Here is a 15,381-nt window from a genome sequence, read left to right on the forward strand (position 1 = left end):
GCGGTGGTGTTGAAGCCGCCGGCCCAGGTGTAGAAGCCGATGTTGGCGTCGTCCCACATGGTGCCGCCGCTGCCGATGCCGCCGGCGCGGAAGGCGCCCTTGAAGGGGTACCACATCAGCCGCTCGCCGTTGCCCGACTGCGGGATGATGCCGATGCCCAGGCTGCCCCGGGCCACGAAGCCGCCCGCGCTGTCCACGCGAAAGCGGTCGCCGGCCGGCGAGCCGGACCGCAGCTGCAGCAGGATGTCGCTCTGGGCGGATGCGGGGGCGGCCAGGGCGAGCGTGGCGGCGCCGGCAAAGGCGAGCTTCCAGACCATGTGCTTCATGTGGGGTGCTCCGGGAAAGAAACGGTGGGAGAGCGGGGTCCTGCGGAAAGCCGAACGGGCGGAAAAAGGGCGGGCCTGTTCCGCCCGGAATGTACGGCGCCTGCATGTACCGGTCCAGAATGTTTCCTTCGCGCCGCTCCGGGTGGCCGCCGCGGCCGGGGCAAAAACGCGTGCCGTTTTTGCCCCGGTCCGCGCCGCCCTCACGGAGTCTGCGCCTGCGGAAGCAGGGCCTCCAGCCGGCGAAGCCGCTCGTCCGTGCGCGCGTTCTCCTCGCGCAGGCGGGCGTTCTCGGCCTCCAGCGCCCGGATGCGCTCCGCCTGCTCCGTCGTGCGGGCCTCCAGGGCCTGGATGGCGGCCAGGTTCACGCCGTCGAAGTCGCTCATGTTGATGGTGCGGTCGTCCCGGCTGAAGCCGAACGCCGCGTGCCAGTCCTGCGCCATGGGACCGATGTGGCGCACCGTGCGGTCCTCCTCGCCCGTGTACTGCCACGTGGTCACGGGAAGCGAGCGGATGCGCGCCAGCACGTCCTCGCCGCTCACCGCGGAGAAGTTCTCCTTGCGGGTGCGGTCGGAGAGCACGTTCCACGAGCTGCCGCCCGCGTTGATGCCCACGCCCGTCGTCATCGTGGCGTTGCTGAACAGGCGGTAGCCGCCCGCCGCGCGCACGTTGAACTGGTTGTTGGCGCTGGCTTGCAGGCTGTCCGTCGTGGAGCCGTCGGCGAACACGATGGCGCCCGCGTGCCCGTTGGTGCTGGCCCGCTGCCCGATGGCCACGGAGTAGTCCGCGTCGGCCGTGGTGCGGTAGCCGATGGAGACGGCGCCCGTGCCGTCCGCGTTGGCGGTGTAGCCCAGGGCGTTGCTGTAGCTGCCCACGGCCGACGACTGGTATCCCACGGCGAACGAGGACAGGCCCGCGGCCGTGGTGTTGTATCCGCCCGCCCAGCTGTAGAAGCCCACGTTGGCGTCGTCCCACTGCGTGCCGGCGCTGCCGATGGAGCCGGCGCGGAAGGCCGCCTTGTACGGGTGCCACATCAGGCGCTCGCCCGCGCCCGAAAAGGGGATGATTCCAATGCCCAGCACGCCCTTGGCCACGAAGCCGCTGGCGCTGTCCACGCGAAAGCGGTCGCCCGCGGGCGAGCCGGACCGCAGCTGCAGGAGGATGTCGCTCTGCGCGGCGGCCGCGTCCGGGCGAAGGGTCAGCCCGGCGAGGGCCGCGAGGACGAGAAAAGTGCGCTTCATGGCTGGGGCTCTGCCTGTGGATCTCGGGTTCAGTCCGCCCCCCGCGGGGGAGGGGCGGATCGGATGGTTGGCTTCGGGACGACGTGCGGCCGGCGGTTCAGAACGACGTGGTGCGGATGCGGTACGTGCTGCTGCGCAGCCGCCCGCCCTGCACCCGCATCGACGCGCGGGTGCTGATGTTGCCGGAGAGCGAATACGTCCCCGTGACGGTCACGAAGGGCAGCACCCCCTGCACCTCCTTGGCGATCCCCTCCAGGACGACCCGCCCCGACGTGTTGGTGATGCCGCCCGACGTGCCCGTCAGCACGTTGGCCGACGCCGTGAGGTTGAAGGCACCCAGGCTGAGGGTGGCCACGTCCTCCACGGTCACGCCGCCGATGTTCACGTTGGCGGCCAGCACGGGGTCCACGGGCGCGGCCACGGGGATGAGCACCGAGTCCAGCTGCATGGGCACGGCCGCGGGCAACCAGTTGCCCGCCGTGTGCCAGTCGGTGCTCACGGCGCCCGTCCAGGTGCGGGTCACGCCCGCCACGGTCAGGCTGCGCCAGCCGTCGTTGCGCTTGCCCACGCCGCCCAGCAGCGACTGTCCGTAGTCCCCGTACGTGGCCGTCAGGGTCGCCGACCCGCTCACGAGCATCTGCCGGGCGCCCAGGGTCACCGCGGGGCCCGTCTTCTGGCTCAGCCCCACCGAGTCCACGGCCGTGGTGATCACGTTGCCGTACAGGTCCACGGCCTTGGCCGTCACGGAGAAAGCCACGTTGGTGGCCGGCCGTCCCGCCGGGCCCGCGCGGAAGTACGCGCCGCAGGGGTCCATGACCTCGCCCGGGTACAGCAGCGCCACCTGGCGGTAGCCCGCGGGACGCGTGATGTACGTGGTGGGCGTGGCCGCCGTTCCCGCCGTGCGCAGGCTGCACAGCTGCCGCTGGCCGGGGTAGTCGGGCACCTCGGGCGCCGCGGCCGTGCTGCCGTTCAGCACCGTCACGGTGGTGGCGCTCAGGGCGGTGGCCCGCGCCCGCAGGCGCCGCACGGCCGCCGTGTCCTGCGCTTCCTCGATGGACTCCGTCAGCCGCGTCTCCGTGTCCTGCACGGCCAGCACCTGGAACGCCACGTTGTACGGGTCGGCGTTGCTGGAGGCCTGCATGGGATAGCGGAACGCGAACGTCACCATGCCCCCCCAGTCGTTGGCGTCGGCCGACGCCGGGATGGTGCGGTTGTTGGCCGCGTCCGGGTTGGTGGTCACGAAGCCGTAGGGAAAGATCCCCGTGGTCCCCGCCGGCAGGGCGATGGCGGCCACCTCGGCCTCCGTGAACGCCTGCAGCACGTCGGGATACCGGGCGCGCATGCTGCCGTCCTCGCCCAGCGCCACGGCGCCCGTGGGCACCAGCTGCGCGGCGATGGTGGTGCTGGCCGCGCCGCCGTTGAACAGCTGCAGGGTGCTGAACGGCGTGCCCGCGACGGTGTTGGACCGCGTGACGGGGATGAACGTGAGGTTGGTCACGGGGGCGCCGGTGTTGTTGCGCACCCGGTACGTGGCCGAGAGGTAGCGCTGGCCGCCCTGGCCCCGCGTGCCGTCCGTGAACGTGCTGGACGACACGAACTCCAGGGTAAAGCCGTTGCTGGCCACGGGGTTCAGGTCGCTGCTGGGCCCGGCCCCCACGGGGATGGCGATGGCGCGGTTCAGGGTGGCGCCGCCGGGGGCGGAGCCGTCCGCGCCCGAGATCTGGATCTCGTACACGCCCAGGGGAATGGGCGCCGGCGAGGGATCCGGGTCCGGGTTGGGCGCGGTGCCCGAATCGACGCGGTCCGTGCAGGCCGCCATGGCCAGCAGCAGGAGTGCGGTCAGAGCACGGGAGTACGACACGTTGACCATTGACCGTGCGCAGGGTGAGACAGGAAGTCGGGCGCGGGATATGTCCCGCGCCGGGCGCTGTACGCTTGGGATCGCGGAAGGATTCGACGGACCGCGTGCGTGTGGCCGCGGGGCCGGCGAGGGACTGCCGTGGGACGGGTGGCGACCTCTTCCGCGTGGATCGCCGCCCACGTGCGCCTGGATGGGCGCGGGGGTGCTGGTGTGGCTGGGCTTGCCGGCCCGTGACGCGGCGCCGGGCCGCGGGCCGTCTGCTCGGTCGGGGAATCTCCGTCGCCCCCGGTGGGGAACGGACGTTGAAACTAGAAGCCCCTGTCCAGACAGTCAAGCTGCAGCAGGATTTTCGCCCAACTGCTACATCAATCGGGAGCACTGCCTGCCGGACGTGCCTGATTGATGCCACTCCCCCTTGTCGCCCGGCACCGCATCCATGTCCTCACCGGCCGGGGCCGGACGCCCGTGCAGCGGGAGCGACGTCAATTCCCGCCGTGCGCAAAGGATAACGCCGGACGTCCCCCGCCACATGAGTCGGATGACCCGGGTCGTTTGTTCCAATCCGTTCACGCGCCGGATGGGTCCGCGGAAGCCGGGCGATCCGCCCGCGTGCGGACGCATCCGGGGGGGGCGTTCCGGGCGTGGAGGGGAAGAGCGCGCGATCCGGCGCCCCGATGGGTGGGGGACGCGAGACGGCCCTCCGCGGCGGTGCCGGGGAGGGCCGTGAACGCGCGTCGGCGCCGCGTCAGGCGGCGGCGGGCTCGGGGCGGCGGTAGCGCAGGGTGACCAGCGGCATCACGGCCGGCGTGGACGCGGCGATGCCGTGCCACGGCGTGCCCGGGTAGCCGGCCAGCCACGCCGTCTTTCCACGCGCGCGCGCGCAGCGCATGCACGGAAAGCGGTCAAACGGGTCCGACGGGTCGCCGGTGGGGCGGCTGTCCCGGTGCAGGCGCGCCAGGGCCGCCTGGTACGCCGGCCACGCGGCCGAGAACGGCGTCTCGTTCAGGTCCGCCACCACGTCGGCCTCGTTCTCCCCGTACTCCGACAGCTGGCAGCACACGGACAGCTGGCCCCGCGCGTTCACGTAGATGCGCTTGCCGCTGAAGGTGTCGCAGCCATGCTCCGGGCCGTCGAACGGGTAGCCGAAGTCCAGGTGGATGCGCGTGCGGCGGCCGGGCTCGTCGCGCAGGGCCCACACCTCGTCGCGGACGGGGGCCCACTCCTCCAGGGGCAGGTCGCTGTCGCGGGCCGCGCTCCCCGGCACGGGCTGGGGAAGGATGAAGTGCAGGCGCACGCACCCCAGCGACTCGGCCAGGTCGGCCGCCTCGCGCAGCTGGTGCCGGTCGCGCCGGTCGATGACGATGGACAGGTTGGGCGAGATGCCCCGGCTGGTGAGCAGGGCCACGGCCTGCAGCACGCGGCGAAAGCTGCCGCGGCCCCGCTCGGCGTCGTGCACCGCTTCCGTGGCGCCCGACAGGCTCACGCGCACCATCTCGGGCGGGTGCCGGGTGAGCCCCGGCATGAGCCGGCGCATGTGCCAGCCGTTGGTGACGAAGCGGTACGGCACCCCGCGCGCGTGCAGCCCCGCGACGATCTCGTCCCAGGCGGGGTGCAGCGTGGGCTCGCCCCCCGTCATGCTCACCGTGAGGTCGGCGCCAAAGATGGCGCGCGCGTCGTCCACCGTGCGGAACAGCAGGTCCGCCGGCAGGTTGCGCACGGTGGTCACGTCGTCGCGAATGCAGTGGGGGCACCGCAGGTTGCAGTGCTCCGTCAGCGCGAAGCCCAGGTACATCGCCGTCGATCCTTCTCGTTGAGCGCGGGCGGCCGGGAGGAACGCCACGGCGCGGCGAGGGCCGGGGGGCCCCCGCCGCGCGCGTCCGTCGGGTTGAGCGGGAGCGGCTTAGAAGCAGCTGCTCGGATCGCCCGGATCGCAGTCGCCCGGAATGCCGACCGTCTGCAGGGTGAGTTCGGTGAGCCGCGGCATGTCGTCCACGCGCGGAGCCTGCCAGGGGCGGCGGGGCGCGGATGCGGCCTTCTCGGACTGCGTGCGGTGCGAGCCCATCTGCGACATGATTTCTCCCGGGGGTGTTGAAACGGGCGGCGCCGGGCGCTCCCTGTCGCGTCCGGAAAACCGCTTGCGTTGTTCTGGAATGCGGAACCGCATCGCTTGTGCCACTACGTGCGGCAGCGGGAATTCCGCGGGGGGTACTGGTGTGTCGTGCAGCGTGCAGCGAGCCGGGATGCGGCTCCCACGGCCTGTATGCTAATGGCCCGGAGGCCCGCGCGCAACGGCTTTGCCCACCTGTTCCACGCCCGCCTGCCACCCTGCGGCAGGAAGCGGCCAATGTCCGGGCGGCGGACGGAGAACTTTCCGTTCCCGGCCTGGTAAACACCTGCATTCCGTGCGGGGTGCGCCCATGACGCTTCTCGTCCGGCCATTCCCGCGGATCGGCGGATCGGCAGGCGCGGCGAATCACGCCCCTCCACCGGGGGGCGCGCGCCCGGGTCCGGCCGCCGCGGCATCCGTCCGGAGTATCGTCCGTACCCGCGCCCGGCTTGAGGGCAGGGGGAGGGGGGCTAGGAAAATGGGGCGGATTTGTCCATATTGTTCCCTTTACATTCCGGATCTACCCGTTCCGCGCGTCCAGGATGAGCGTTCCGGCACCGTCCGTTCCCGTTCCGCCCCCTTCCGCCGCCGGCGACCCGCTGGAGCCGGCGCGGGCCACCCTGCGCCAGTACTGGGGGTACGCCGACTTTCGGCCGGGGCAGGACCAGGCCATCCGCAACGTGCTGGCGGGCGGCGACTCGCTCACCATCATGCCCACGGGCGGCGGCAAGTCGCTGTGCTACCAAGTCCCCGCCATGCTGCTGCCGGGGGTGACGCTCGTCGTCTCCCCCCTCATCTCCCTGATGAAGGACCAGGTGGACGCGCTGGACGCGGCGGGCGTCCCCGCGACGTTCATCAACAGCACGCTTCCCGTGGCCGAGATGCAGGCGCGGCTGGAGGGGGCGCAGAACGGCACGTACAAGCTGGTCTACGTGGCGCCGGAGCGCTTCGACGCCGAGGGGTTCCGGCGGCGGCTGTCCAGCATCCCCGTCTCGCTCCTGGCGGTGGACGAGGCGCACTGCGTGAGCGAGTGGGGCCACGACTTTCGGCCGTCGTACCTGCGGCTGCGCGAGGTGCGCTCGCTCCTGGGCGATCCGCCCGTGGCGGCCCTCACGGCCACGGCCACGCCGGAGGTGCGCGACGACATCATCCGCCAGCTGCGGCTGCGCGAGCCCGCCGTGCTCGTCACGGGGTTCGACCGGCGCAACCTGCACTGGCACGTGATGCACGCCAAGAACGACTCGGAGCGCGACCGCCTGCTCCTTCGCCTTCTCAAGGGCCGGGAGGGCTCCGCCATCGTCTACGCGTCCACCCGCAAGAACGTGGACGCCATCACGGCCCTGCTCAACGGGATGGGCACGCGGGCCGTGGGCTACCACGCGGGGCTGCCGGACCGCGACCGCAAGCGCATCCAGGACGAGTTCATGTCCGGCCAGGTGCGCACGGTGGTGGCCACCAACGCGTTCGGCATGGGCATCGACAAGGGCGACGTGCGGGTCGTCGTCCACTACAACATGCCGGGCAACCTGGAGGCGTACTACCAGGAAGCCGGCCGCGCGGGCCGCGACGGGGGCGAGTCGGACTGCGTCCTTCTGCACGCGCACAAGGACAAGTTCACGCACGAGTACTTCATCAACAGCGCGTATCCCCCGCGCCGGGCCGTGGAGGGGACGATGCGGGCCCTGCGGCAGGGGTGCTCGCACGACGGGCTGTTCTCGCTGCCCCTGGGCGAGCTGGCGCACCTGGTGGACGGCGTGAAGGACGACCGGCAGGCGGGCTCGGCCGTGCGGGTGCTGGAGCAGTTCGGGCTGGTGCGGCAGACGTACGGCAACGGACCGCAGCCCGTGCGGGTGCGGCTGCTGGCGCGCCCGGAGCGCATCTCGCGCGAGCTGGGCAGCCGGCCCGCGGAGCTGCAGTTCCTGCGGGGGCTGTGGAAGGGCGCCGGCGGCGAGGTGCTGTACCGGGGCGTGGAGCTGGACTGGCGGGCCCTGGACCGCGCGGCCGGCGGCGAGCGGGGCGACGCGCTCCCCCTGCTGCACGCCCTGGGCGACGGCGGGTTCGTGGAGTGGCGCGTGCTGACGGGCGAAGGGATCTGGGTGCTGGACCGCGACACGCCCCTTCACCAGCTGCCCGTGGACTGGCGGGCCCTGGACGAGCGCAAGCGGCGCGAGGAGGGAAAGCTGCGCTCCGTGCAGCAGTACGCGTACACGGACGGCTGCCGGCGCGGCTTCGTCCTGCGCTACTTCGGCGATCCCGCGGCCATGAAGACGTGCGGCGCGTGCGACAACTGCCTGGGCACCAGCCCCCTGGGCGCCGGGGTGGGCGAGGCCCCGGAGGCCGCCGGCCGCGCGGAGCGGGTGCGGACGCGCCTGTGGAACCTGCGGCAGCAGATCGCGGAGCGCGAGGGCATTCCGCCGCAGATGCTGTGGGACGACGCGCTCATCGCCGCCCTGGCGGACGCGCATCCCCGCCGGCCCGAGGGGCTGCTGGCCGTGCCGGGCGTGGACGAGGCGTTCGCCAACCGCTACGGCCGCGCCGTGCTGGACGCCATCACCGAGGCGCTGGACGCCAACCGGGCCCGCGTGCGGACGGGCGAGCGCCCCCCGCGCCGGCGCGACCGCGACGCCATGCCCCCCGAGCCGGCCGGCGCCGCGCCGCCCACGGCGGAGCAGCGCGAGGTGTACAACCGCCTCAAGGCGCTGCGGACGGAGCTGGCGAAGGAGGCGTCGCTTCCCGCGTACTGCGTCTTCGCGGACAAGACGCTCGTGGAGCTGGCCAAGCGGCATCCCACGACCCCCGCGCAGATGCGGCAGGTGCCCGGCATCGGGCCGGCGAAGATGGAGAAGTACGGCGAGGCGTTCCTCGAAGTGCTGCGCCAGGGCTGATTTTCACTGCTTATCTCACGCAGAGCCGCAGAGGCGCAGAGTACTTCGATCCCACGCGGAACCGGGGTACTCTGCGTCCTCTGCGGCTCTGCGTGAGAAATCTTTTTCTGTCCTTGCCGAAATGGCCCATCTGCCTTCGCCGCCGGCATTTGTTGTAGCAGTTTACGAAAATGGACCTCGTGCTCTACTTTCCCACGGGGACGCCCGCCGCTATCTTGGCCCGGTTTACAGACCTTCGACGTGCGCGCGCGTCGAACCGGCATGGACCCCAGAGCGACTGGCATTGCACGACCCCATGGAACGGTACTTCGACGAGAACCACCTGATGATCCGCGACATGGTTCGCGATTTCGCCCAGAACGAGATCGCGCCCGTGGCGGGAGAGCTGGACCAGACGTCGGAGTTCCCCTGGGAGAACGTCCGCAAGATGTCGGAGCTGGGGCTGTTCGGCATCCCGTGGTCCGAGGCGCTGGGCGGGGCGGGGATGGACGGCATCGCCTACATGATCGTCATCCACGAGCTGGCCAGGGTCGACGCCAGCCACGCCATCACCGTCAGCGCCCACACCACGCTGGGCACGTCGCCCATCGTCAACTTCGGCACGGACGAGCAGAAGGAGCGCTTTGTCCCCCTGCTGGCCAGCGGCAGCGTGCTGGGCGGCTTTGGCCTCACGGAGCCGGGCGCGGGCAGCGACGCGGGCGGCACGCAGACCACGGCCGTAAAGACGGACGGCGGGTGGATCCTCAACGGCAGCAAGATCTTCATCACCCACGCGGGCGTGGGCGAGGTGTTCGTGGCCACGGCACAGACCAACCGCGAGGCCGGGACGAAGGGCATCACCTCGTTCATCGTCGCCAAGCCCACCACCGACCTGGAGCGGGCGCGGGAGGTGGGGATCGGGCACAGCGACGACCTTCCGTTCACGGAGGGCGTGCGGGCGGGAAAGAAGGAAGACAAGATGGGCTGGCGCGCCAGCGACACCCGCGAGCTGGTGTTCGAGAACGCCTTCGTGCCTGATTCGCAGGTGCTGGGCGAGGTGGGCAAGGGCTTCATCAACTTCATGAAGACCCTGGACGCCGGCCGCATCGGCATCGGGGCGCTGTCGCTGGGGATCGCCGAGGGCGCCCTGGAGCAGTCGCTCAAGTACGCGGCCGAGCGCCGGCAGTTTGGCCAGCCCATCAGCGACTTCCAGGGCATCCAGTTCATGCTGGCCGACATGGCGACCGAGATCGAGGCCGCCAAGCACCTGGTGTACCACGCGGCATGGCTCAAGGAAAACGGCCGGCCGTACAGCAAAGAGGCGTCGATGGCAAAGCTGTTCGCCTCGGAGGTGGCCATGCGGGTCACCACCAAGGCCGTTCAGATCCACGGCGGCTACGGCTACACCAAGGAATACCCGGTGGAGCGCATGATGCGCGACGCCAAGATCTGCGAGATCGGGGAGGGGACCAGCGAGATCCAGCGGCTGGTGATCGCCCGCAACCTCCTCCGCGAGCTCTCCCACTGAACGGCGGGCCGCCCGCGCACCCGCGCGGGCGCGGCCCGGGCAGAGGACTGATGGACATCCAACGGCTGAACGGGGGGCGCACGCGCGCCCCTCGCATGCGGCCATCCCCCCCGCCGGGTCTCGCCCGGCGGCGTGCTCGCACCTGCGAGGCGCCGTGAAGCGCGAGATCCTGATGAACACCACCGCCCGCGAAACGCGCGTCGCCATCCTGGAGGATGACGTGCTGGTCGAGCTTATGGTCGACCGGCCCGACGCGGCACGCATGGTGGGCGACGTGTACAAGGGGCGGGTGGAGGCCGTGCTTCCCGGCATCCAGGCCGCGTTCGTAGACATCGGCACGGAAAAGGCCGCCTTTCTCCACGTTTCCGACGTTGCGCTGGACGACGACGACGACGAGCCCGACGAGCCGGGCGCGCCCGACGACGCCGACGAGACGCCCGAGGCTGCGGCCAACGGCGGGGGAGGCGGCGGGCGGCGGGGCCGCAAGGTGTATCCGGCCATCCAGGACGTGCTCAAGAAGGGGCAGGACCTGCTGGTGCAGGTGAGCAAGGAGCCCATCAGCACCAAGGGCCCGCGCGTCACCGCCAACATCTCCCTCCCCGGCCGCTTCCTGGTGTACATGCCGGGCAGCAGCCACGTGGGCGTGTCGCGCAAGATCGAGGACCGCGAGGAGCGCACGCGCCTGCGCACGCTCGCCCGCGAGGTGCTGCCCGAGAAGAGCGGGGGCATCATCGTGCGGACGGTCAGCGAGGATCTCACGCGCGAGACGTTCGAGCGCGAGCTGCGCTCGCTCATGAGCACGTGGGGGCAGATCCAGAAGAAGGCGAAGAAGTCGCGCGCCCCCGCGGCCGTGCACCGCGAGGCCAAGCTCACGGCCGGCATCATCCGCGACCTGTTCTCGCAAAAGGTCGACTCGCTCACCGTGGACAGCCGCAACGTCTACGACGAGATCGTGGCCTACCTGGAGCAGGTGGACCCGTCGCTCGTGGAGCGCGTGCACCTGTACTCCGACAGCAAGCCGCTCTTTGACGCGTACGACCTGGAGCGGGAGATCCGCGACGCGTTCCAGCGCCGCGTGAACCTGCCGTCGGGAGGCTACATCATCATGGAGCCCACGGAGGCGCTGGTCTCCATCGACGTCAACACGGGGCGGTACACGGGCAAGAAGGACCCCGAGAAGACGATCCTCAAGACCAACGTGGACGCGGCCCGCGAGATCGCGCGGCAGCTGCGGCTGAGGGACGTGGGCGGCATCATCGTCTGCGACTTCATCGACATGGAGACCAAGGCCAACCGCGACAAGGTGCTGCAGGAGCTGCGGCAGCACCTGTCCCGCGACCGGGCGCGGACCAAGGCCTTCCAGGTGAGCGAGCTGGGGCTCATCGAGATGACGCGGCAGCGGGTGCGCCCGTCGCTGTACCACACGCAGACGGAGCCGTGCCCCACCTGCGACGGCACGGGGCGCATCTTTACCCCCGAGACGGTGGTGCGGCGCATCGAGCGCGCCCTTCGCCGCGCCGGCGCCGACGGCAAGGACCGGCAGATCACCGTGCGCGTGCACCCCGAGGTGGCCCTGTTCATCATCGAGCAGGAGCCAAAGTTCCTCAAGGAGCTGGAAAAGTCGCTCAAGCTGCAGCTGGCCCTGCGCGACGACCCCCTCATGCAGCCCGACGAGATCCGGCTCGTGGCCACCCACACGCAGCAGGACCTGTCCGGCAAGTACAACCTGGGCTGAGGCCCGGGCAGGGCAGGGGAGTGGACGGCGAGGGGCGTCGCGACCGGCATGGGCCGCGCGGCGCCCCTCGTTCGTCCGCGGAGTGCGTCTCGTGTCAGGAACAGCATTTCTCACACGGGGCCTTCGGCCAACGGAGATAACGGTAACGGATCGAACAGAAAACCGTTGACTCCGTTGGCCGAAGGCCCCGTGTGCAATCCTTCCGTTGGGCTGTCCCGTGCGCGGGGCCCGGCGGCGCGCCTGCATGACGTGGTTGTGGGGAGACCAGGACCCGGGACCCCGACGGATCCATGCGGGACCGGCTGCTTTCCGTGCCCCGCGTCCGGACGCAAGCCTCGCGCGCCACTCCGTATCCCCAACGCTCGCAAGTACTTCCGCAAACCCTGGACAGGTGTTAAGATTCTTGACACCGCAGGCCGTAGCACCTTCCTTACGGCGTTTTCCCCCGCGTTCTCCAGGACCATGGCAGCCCAGCCGATCATGCGCCGCGCGGCGCTGCACGCTGCTTGTGCGTGCCTGCTCGCGCTTTCCGCCTGCTCCGACGGCCCCTCCGCCGGGCCCACGGAGCCGACCCTTCCCGCACCCGCCGCGCCCGGCGAGGATGTGCAGGCCGTACGCTGCGAGGCCGACGTCCAGGCGCGGACGGTGATCTGCGAGCCGTACGAGGCCGCACCCGCGTCGGGCGCGTCGCTGGTGCGTACGCTGGGCGCGCAGGGAGTGGACGTGCGCGTCACCAGCAGCAACGTGCAGTACGATTCGGTCACGAAGGTCTTCGGGGTGGACGTGACCGTCCAGAACCTGCTCGTGCAGAAGATGGGCACGGCCGACGGCACCACCGTCTCCGGCATTACCGTCTACTTCTACGCGGGACCCAACGTCTCCACGCAGGGGTCTGCCGAGGTGCGCAACCCGGACGGCCGCGGGTTCTTCACGGGGGCTCAGCAGCCGTACTTTCACTGGAACGAGGTGCTGCCGCTCAACGCCGTCAGCAGCGTAAAGCACTGGGAGTTCGACGTGAGCAGCGCCGCCACGCGCTTTCAGTTCATGGTGCACGTGCGCACGGAGCTGCTGCCGGTGGTGCTCTTCGACCGCTCCGTGGGCGGCAACCGCGACATCTACCGCGTGGCCCTGGACGGCAGCGACCTGGTGCGGATGACCAAGGCCACGGGCGACGACGTGAACCCCACCGTGGGGGGCAACCTGGTGGTGTTCACCAGCTACCGCACGGGCAACGCCGAGCTGTGGTCCATGCCGCTCACGGCGAGTGCGGACGACCCGCAGACGCGGCTGACGACCACGAGCGCGGCGGAGACGGAGCCCGCGCTTTCGGCCGACGGCACCCGCCTGGCCTACGTGAGCAACGCGCAGTTCGGCACGGGCAAGGTGTGGACGGCGTCGCCCACCATGACGGGGGCCGCCCGCGCCACGCCCGCCGGCTTTGGCCTGGACGGCGCGCCGGAGCTGGCGCCCGCGTGGGCGCCCACGGGCAACCACCTGGCCCTGGTGAGCACGGGCAACGGCTCGCCCGACGTGTTCGACTACGCCATGCCGGGCACGCCCGTGCTGGTGTCGGGGCACGCGGACTACAGCGAGGTGGACCCCGCGTGGAGCCTGGACCCCACCCCGCGCCTGGTGTACGTGTCCACGAAGACGGGGGGCGGCGACCTGTACCTGCGGGGCAGCTCCACGCCGCTCACCACCAACCCGGGCGCTGACGCCTCGCCCACGTGGCTGCGCGACGGGCGCATCGTGTACCAGGAGTGGGCCGTGTCGGGCGGCACCGTGACGCTCAAGTGGCTGGATCCCACGAACCCTGCGCGCTCGGGCGTTATCCTTCCCGCCGGCGGCGGGCGCATCGACCGGCCGTTCGCCGTGCCGTACTGACGGCGCCGCGGCGGATGCGGAGGGTTCCGCGTCCGCCGCATCTGGCCGCGCCCGGCGGGCCGCGCGCGGGGCGAACGCGCGCCGGGGGGTGAGCAACGCCGGCAAGGGTTGACACGGCGGCCGTTTGTGATGAAATTACCCGTCTTGTGTTGATTACGGGACAACCTGTCCGTGCAACGGAGTTTTCAGACCAACATGTACGCCATCATCCGCACCGGCGGCAAGCAGTTCCGGGCCGAGCCGGGCAAGACGCTTCGCATTCCCTCCGTCGACGTGGCCGCGGGCGAGAGCCTGCGCTTCGACGACGTTCTCCTGGGCGCCGACGGCGACACGGTCAAGATCGGCGCGCCCGGGGTTTCCGGTGCGTCGGTGACGGCCGAGGTCGTGCGGCACGGCAAGGGCGAGAAGATCATCATCTTCAAGCACAAGCGCCGCAAGAACTACCGCCGCAAGCAGGGGCACCGGCAGAAGTTCACGGAAGTTCGCGTGAACGAGATCAACCTCGGCTAAAGGAGAGCAGCCATGGCACACAAGAAGGGCGGCGGCTCGACCCGCAACGGGCGCGACTCGAACGCGCAGCGCCTGGGGGTCAAGCGGTACGGCGGCGAGAAGGTGCTCGCCGGCAACATCCTGATCCGTCAGCGCGGCACCAAGTTCCACCCGGGCGCCAACGTGGGCATCGGCAGCGACGACACGCTGTTTGCCCTCGTGGACGGCACCGTGCAGTTCGGCCGCAAGGACAAGAAGCGAAAGAACGTCTCCGTGGTTCCCTTCCCGGCCGAGCCGGTGGAGGCGATGGTGACCCTCGAGGCCGCCGACTGAGCACGTTACGCGCAACGCAGATGAACACCGCCCCGGCATTCCGATGCCGGGGCGGTTTTCGTTTTGTCCTCCGTCCTGGTTCTCGCACGGGCCGGAAACGGCGTTCTCACGCAGAGGGAGCAGGGGCAGCAGAGTACGGCGGCTCCTGCTTCGTCCGTCCTCTCCGCCGCGCATCGAGTCTTCGCGGGATGACGGTGCGCGGGTCGTGTGACGCGTTCTCCCCCTCCGCGTCAGATCCTGGCGGCGGCGAGAATCCTGCATCCGCGGTCCGCCTCGAATTTCGGCTCGCTCGACCGTACCCGCTGACCGGAGCATCCATGTCCGTCCCGCCGTCCCCGTCCGAATGGCCGCCCACCAGCGCCGCGGCGTTCTCGCGCATCGGCTCGCTGCCGGCCTATGTCTTCGCGCAGGTGAACGCGGAAAAGGCGGAGCGCATGGCCGCCGGCGAGGACGTGATCGACCTGGGGATGGGCAACCCCGACCTGGGCACCCCGCAGCACATCGTGGACGAGCTGGTGGAGCACGCGCGCGACAAGCGGCACCACCGTTACAGCGCGTCCCGCGGCATCTACGGCCTGCGCGAGGGGATGGCCGGGCACTACCGGGAACGCTACGGCGTAGCGCTGGACCCGGAGCGCGAAGTGGTCGTCACCATCGGGGCCAAGGAGGGCATCGCGCACCTCATGCTGGCCATCCTGGAGCCGGGCGACACGGTGATCGTCCCCTCGCCCGCGTACCCCATCCACCGCTACGCCGTCACCTTTGCCGGCGGGCACGTGCACGCGCTCCAGTTGGCGGAGGGCGAGCCCGGCTTCGTGGACGGCGACGCGCTGCTGGCGTCGGTGGAGGAGGCGTGCATGTCGGTGGAATCCCGGCCCACGGTGCTGCTGCTGTCGTTCCCCAACAACCCCACGACGCTGCAGGCGCCACCCGGGTTCTTCGAGCGCGCCGTGGAGGTGTGCCGCCGCAACCGCCTGCTGCTGATCCACGACTTTGCCTACGCGGACTTCGGATTC

Annotated in this window: 11 protein-coding genes and 1 pseudogene; 7 read left to right on the plus strand and 5 right to left on the minus strand. The window is 70.8% G+C overall.

What is annotated here, in order from left to right:
• The 5 genes and pseudogenes from VFZ20_RS17990 to VFZ20_RS18010 form a co-directional block, all read right to left on the minus strand.
• Nucleotides 1-326 (minus strand): annotated as a pseudogene (locus VFZ20_RS17990) (hypothetical protein); the annotation flags it as partial.
• A gap of 200 nt (nucleotides 327-526) precedes the next feature.
• On the minus strand, nucleotides 527-1,564 hold the full coding sequence (locus VFZ20_RS17995; RefSeq protein WP_329685308.1) for a tail fiber domain-containing protein: 1,038 nt from the start codon (nucleotides 1,562-1,564) through the stop codon (nucleotides 527-529).
• Between the two features lie 97 nt (nucleotides 1,565-1,661).
• Nucleotides 1,662-3,434 carry a hypothetical protein gene (locus tag VFZ20_RS18000; protein ID WP_329685309.1) on the minus strand — a complete coding sequence of 591 codons (1,773 nt, stop codon included), beginning with the start codon at nucleotides 3,432-3,434 and terminating at the stop codon, nucleotides 1,662-1,664.
• Between the two features lie 736 nt (nucleotides 3,435-4,170).
• A complete protein-coding gene (locus VFZ20_RS18005) occupies nucleotides 4,171-5,217 on the minus strand; it encodes a radical SAM protein (RefSeq protein WP_329685310.1) in 1,047 nt (348 codons plus the stop codon).
• A gap of 108 nt (nucleotides 5,218-5,325) precedes the next feature.
• A complete protein-coding gene (locus VFZ20_RS18010; protein ID WP_329685311.1) occupies nucleotides 5,326-5,496 on the minus strand; it encodes a hypothetical protein in 171 nt (56 codons plus the stop codon).
• Nucleotides 5,497-6,074: 578 nt separating this feature from the next.
• Between VFZ20_RS18010 and VFZ20_RS18015 the strand changes: the two genes are divergently transcribed.
• From VFZ20_RS18015 to VFZ20_RS18045, 7 genes are all read left to right on the plus strand, one after another.
• Nucleotides 6,075-8,417 (plus strand): ATP-dependent DNA helicase RecQ, encoded by a 2,343-nt coding sequence (locus tag VFZ20_RS18015; protein WP_329685312.1) that lies wholly within the window; start codon nucleotides 6,075-6,077, stop codon nucleotides 8,415-8,417.
• A gap of 295 nt (nucleotides 8,418-8,712) precedes the next feature.
• Nucleotides 8,713-9,924 (plus strand): acyl-CoA dehydrogenase, encoded by a 1,212-nt coding sequence (locus tag VFZ20_RS18020; RefSeq protein ID WP_329685313.1) that lies wholly within the window; start codon nucleotides 8,713-8,715, stop codon nucleotides 9,922-9,924.
• Between the two features lie 154 nt (nucleotides 9,925-10,078).
• Entirely contained in the window at nucleotides 10,079-11,659 is a 1,581-nt protein-coding gene (locus tag VFZ20_RS18025) for an Rne/Rng family ribonuclease (protein ID WP_329685314.1), read from the plus strand.
• A gap of 462 nt (nucleotides 11,660-12,121) precedes the next feature.
• Nucleotides 12,122-13,543 carry a hypothetical protein gene (locus VFZ20_RS18030; RefSeq protein WP_329685315.1) on the plus strand — a complete coding sequence of 474 codons (1,422 nt, stop codon included), beginning with the start codon at nucleotides 12,122-12,124 and terminating at the stop codon, nucleotides 13,541-13,543.
• A 195-nt stretch (nucleotides 13,544-13,738) separates the two neighbouring features.
• A complete protein-coding gene (gene rplU / locus VFZ20_RS18035) occupies nucleotides 13,739-14,053 on the plus strand; it encodes a 50S ribosomal protein L21 (RefSeq protein ID WP_329685318.1) in 315 nt (104 codons plus the stop codon).
• Between the two features lie 12 nt (nucleotides 14,054-14,065).
• On the plus strand, nucleotides 14,066-14,365 hold the full coding sequence (gene rpmA, locus VFZ20_RS18040) for a 50S ribosomal protein L27 (protein ID WP_329685316.1): 300 nt from the start codon (nucleotides 14,066-14,068) through the stop codon (nucleotides 14,363-14,365).
• Nucleotides 14,366-14,682: 317 nt separating this feature from the next.
• A partial coding sequence (locus VFZ20_RS18045; RefSeq protein ID WP_329685317.1) for an aminotransferase class I/II-fold pyridoxal phosphate-dependent enzyme occupies nucleotides 14,683-15,381 on the plus strand: 699 nt, incomplete at its 3' end.

Origin of the sequence: Longimicrobium sp. (assembly GCF_036280135.1) — a bacterium.
Classification (GTDB): domain Bacteria; phylum Gemmatimonadota; class Gemmatimonadetes; order Longimicrobiales; family Longimicrobiaceae; genus Longimicrobium.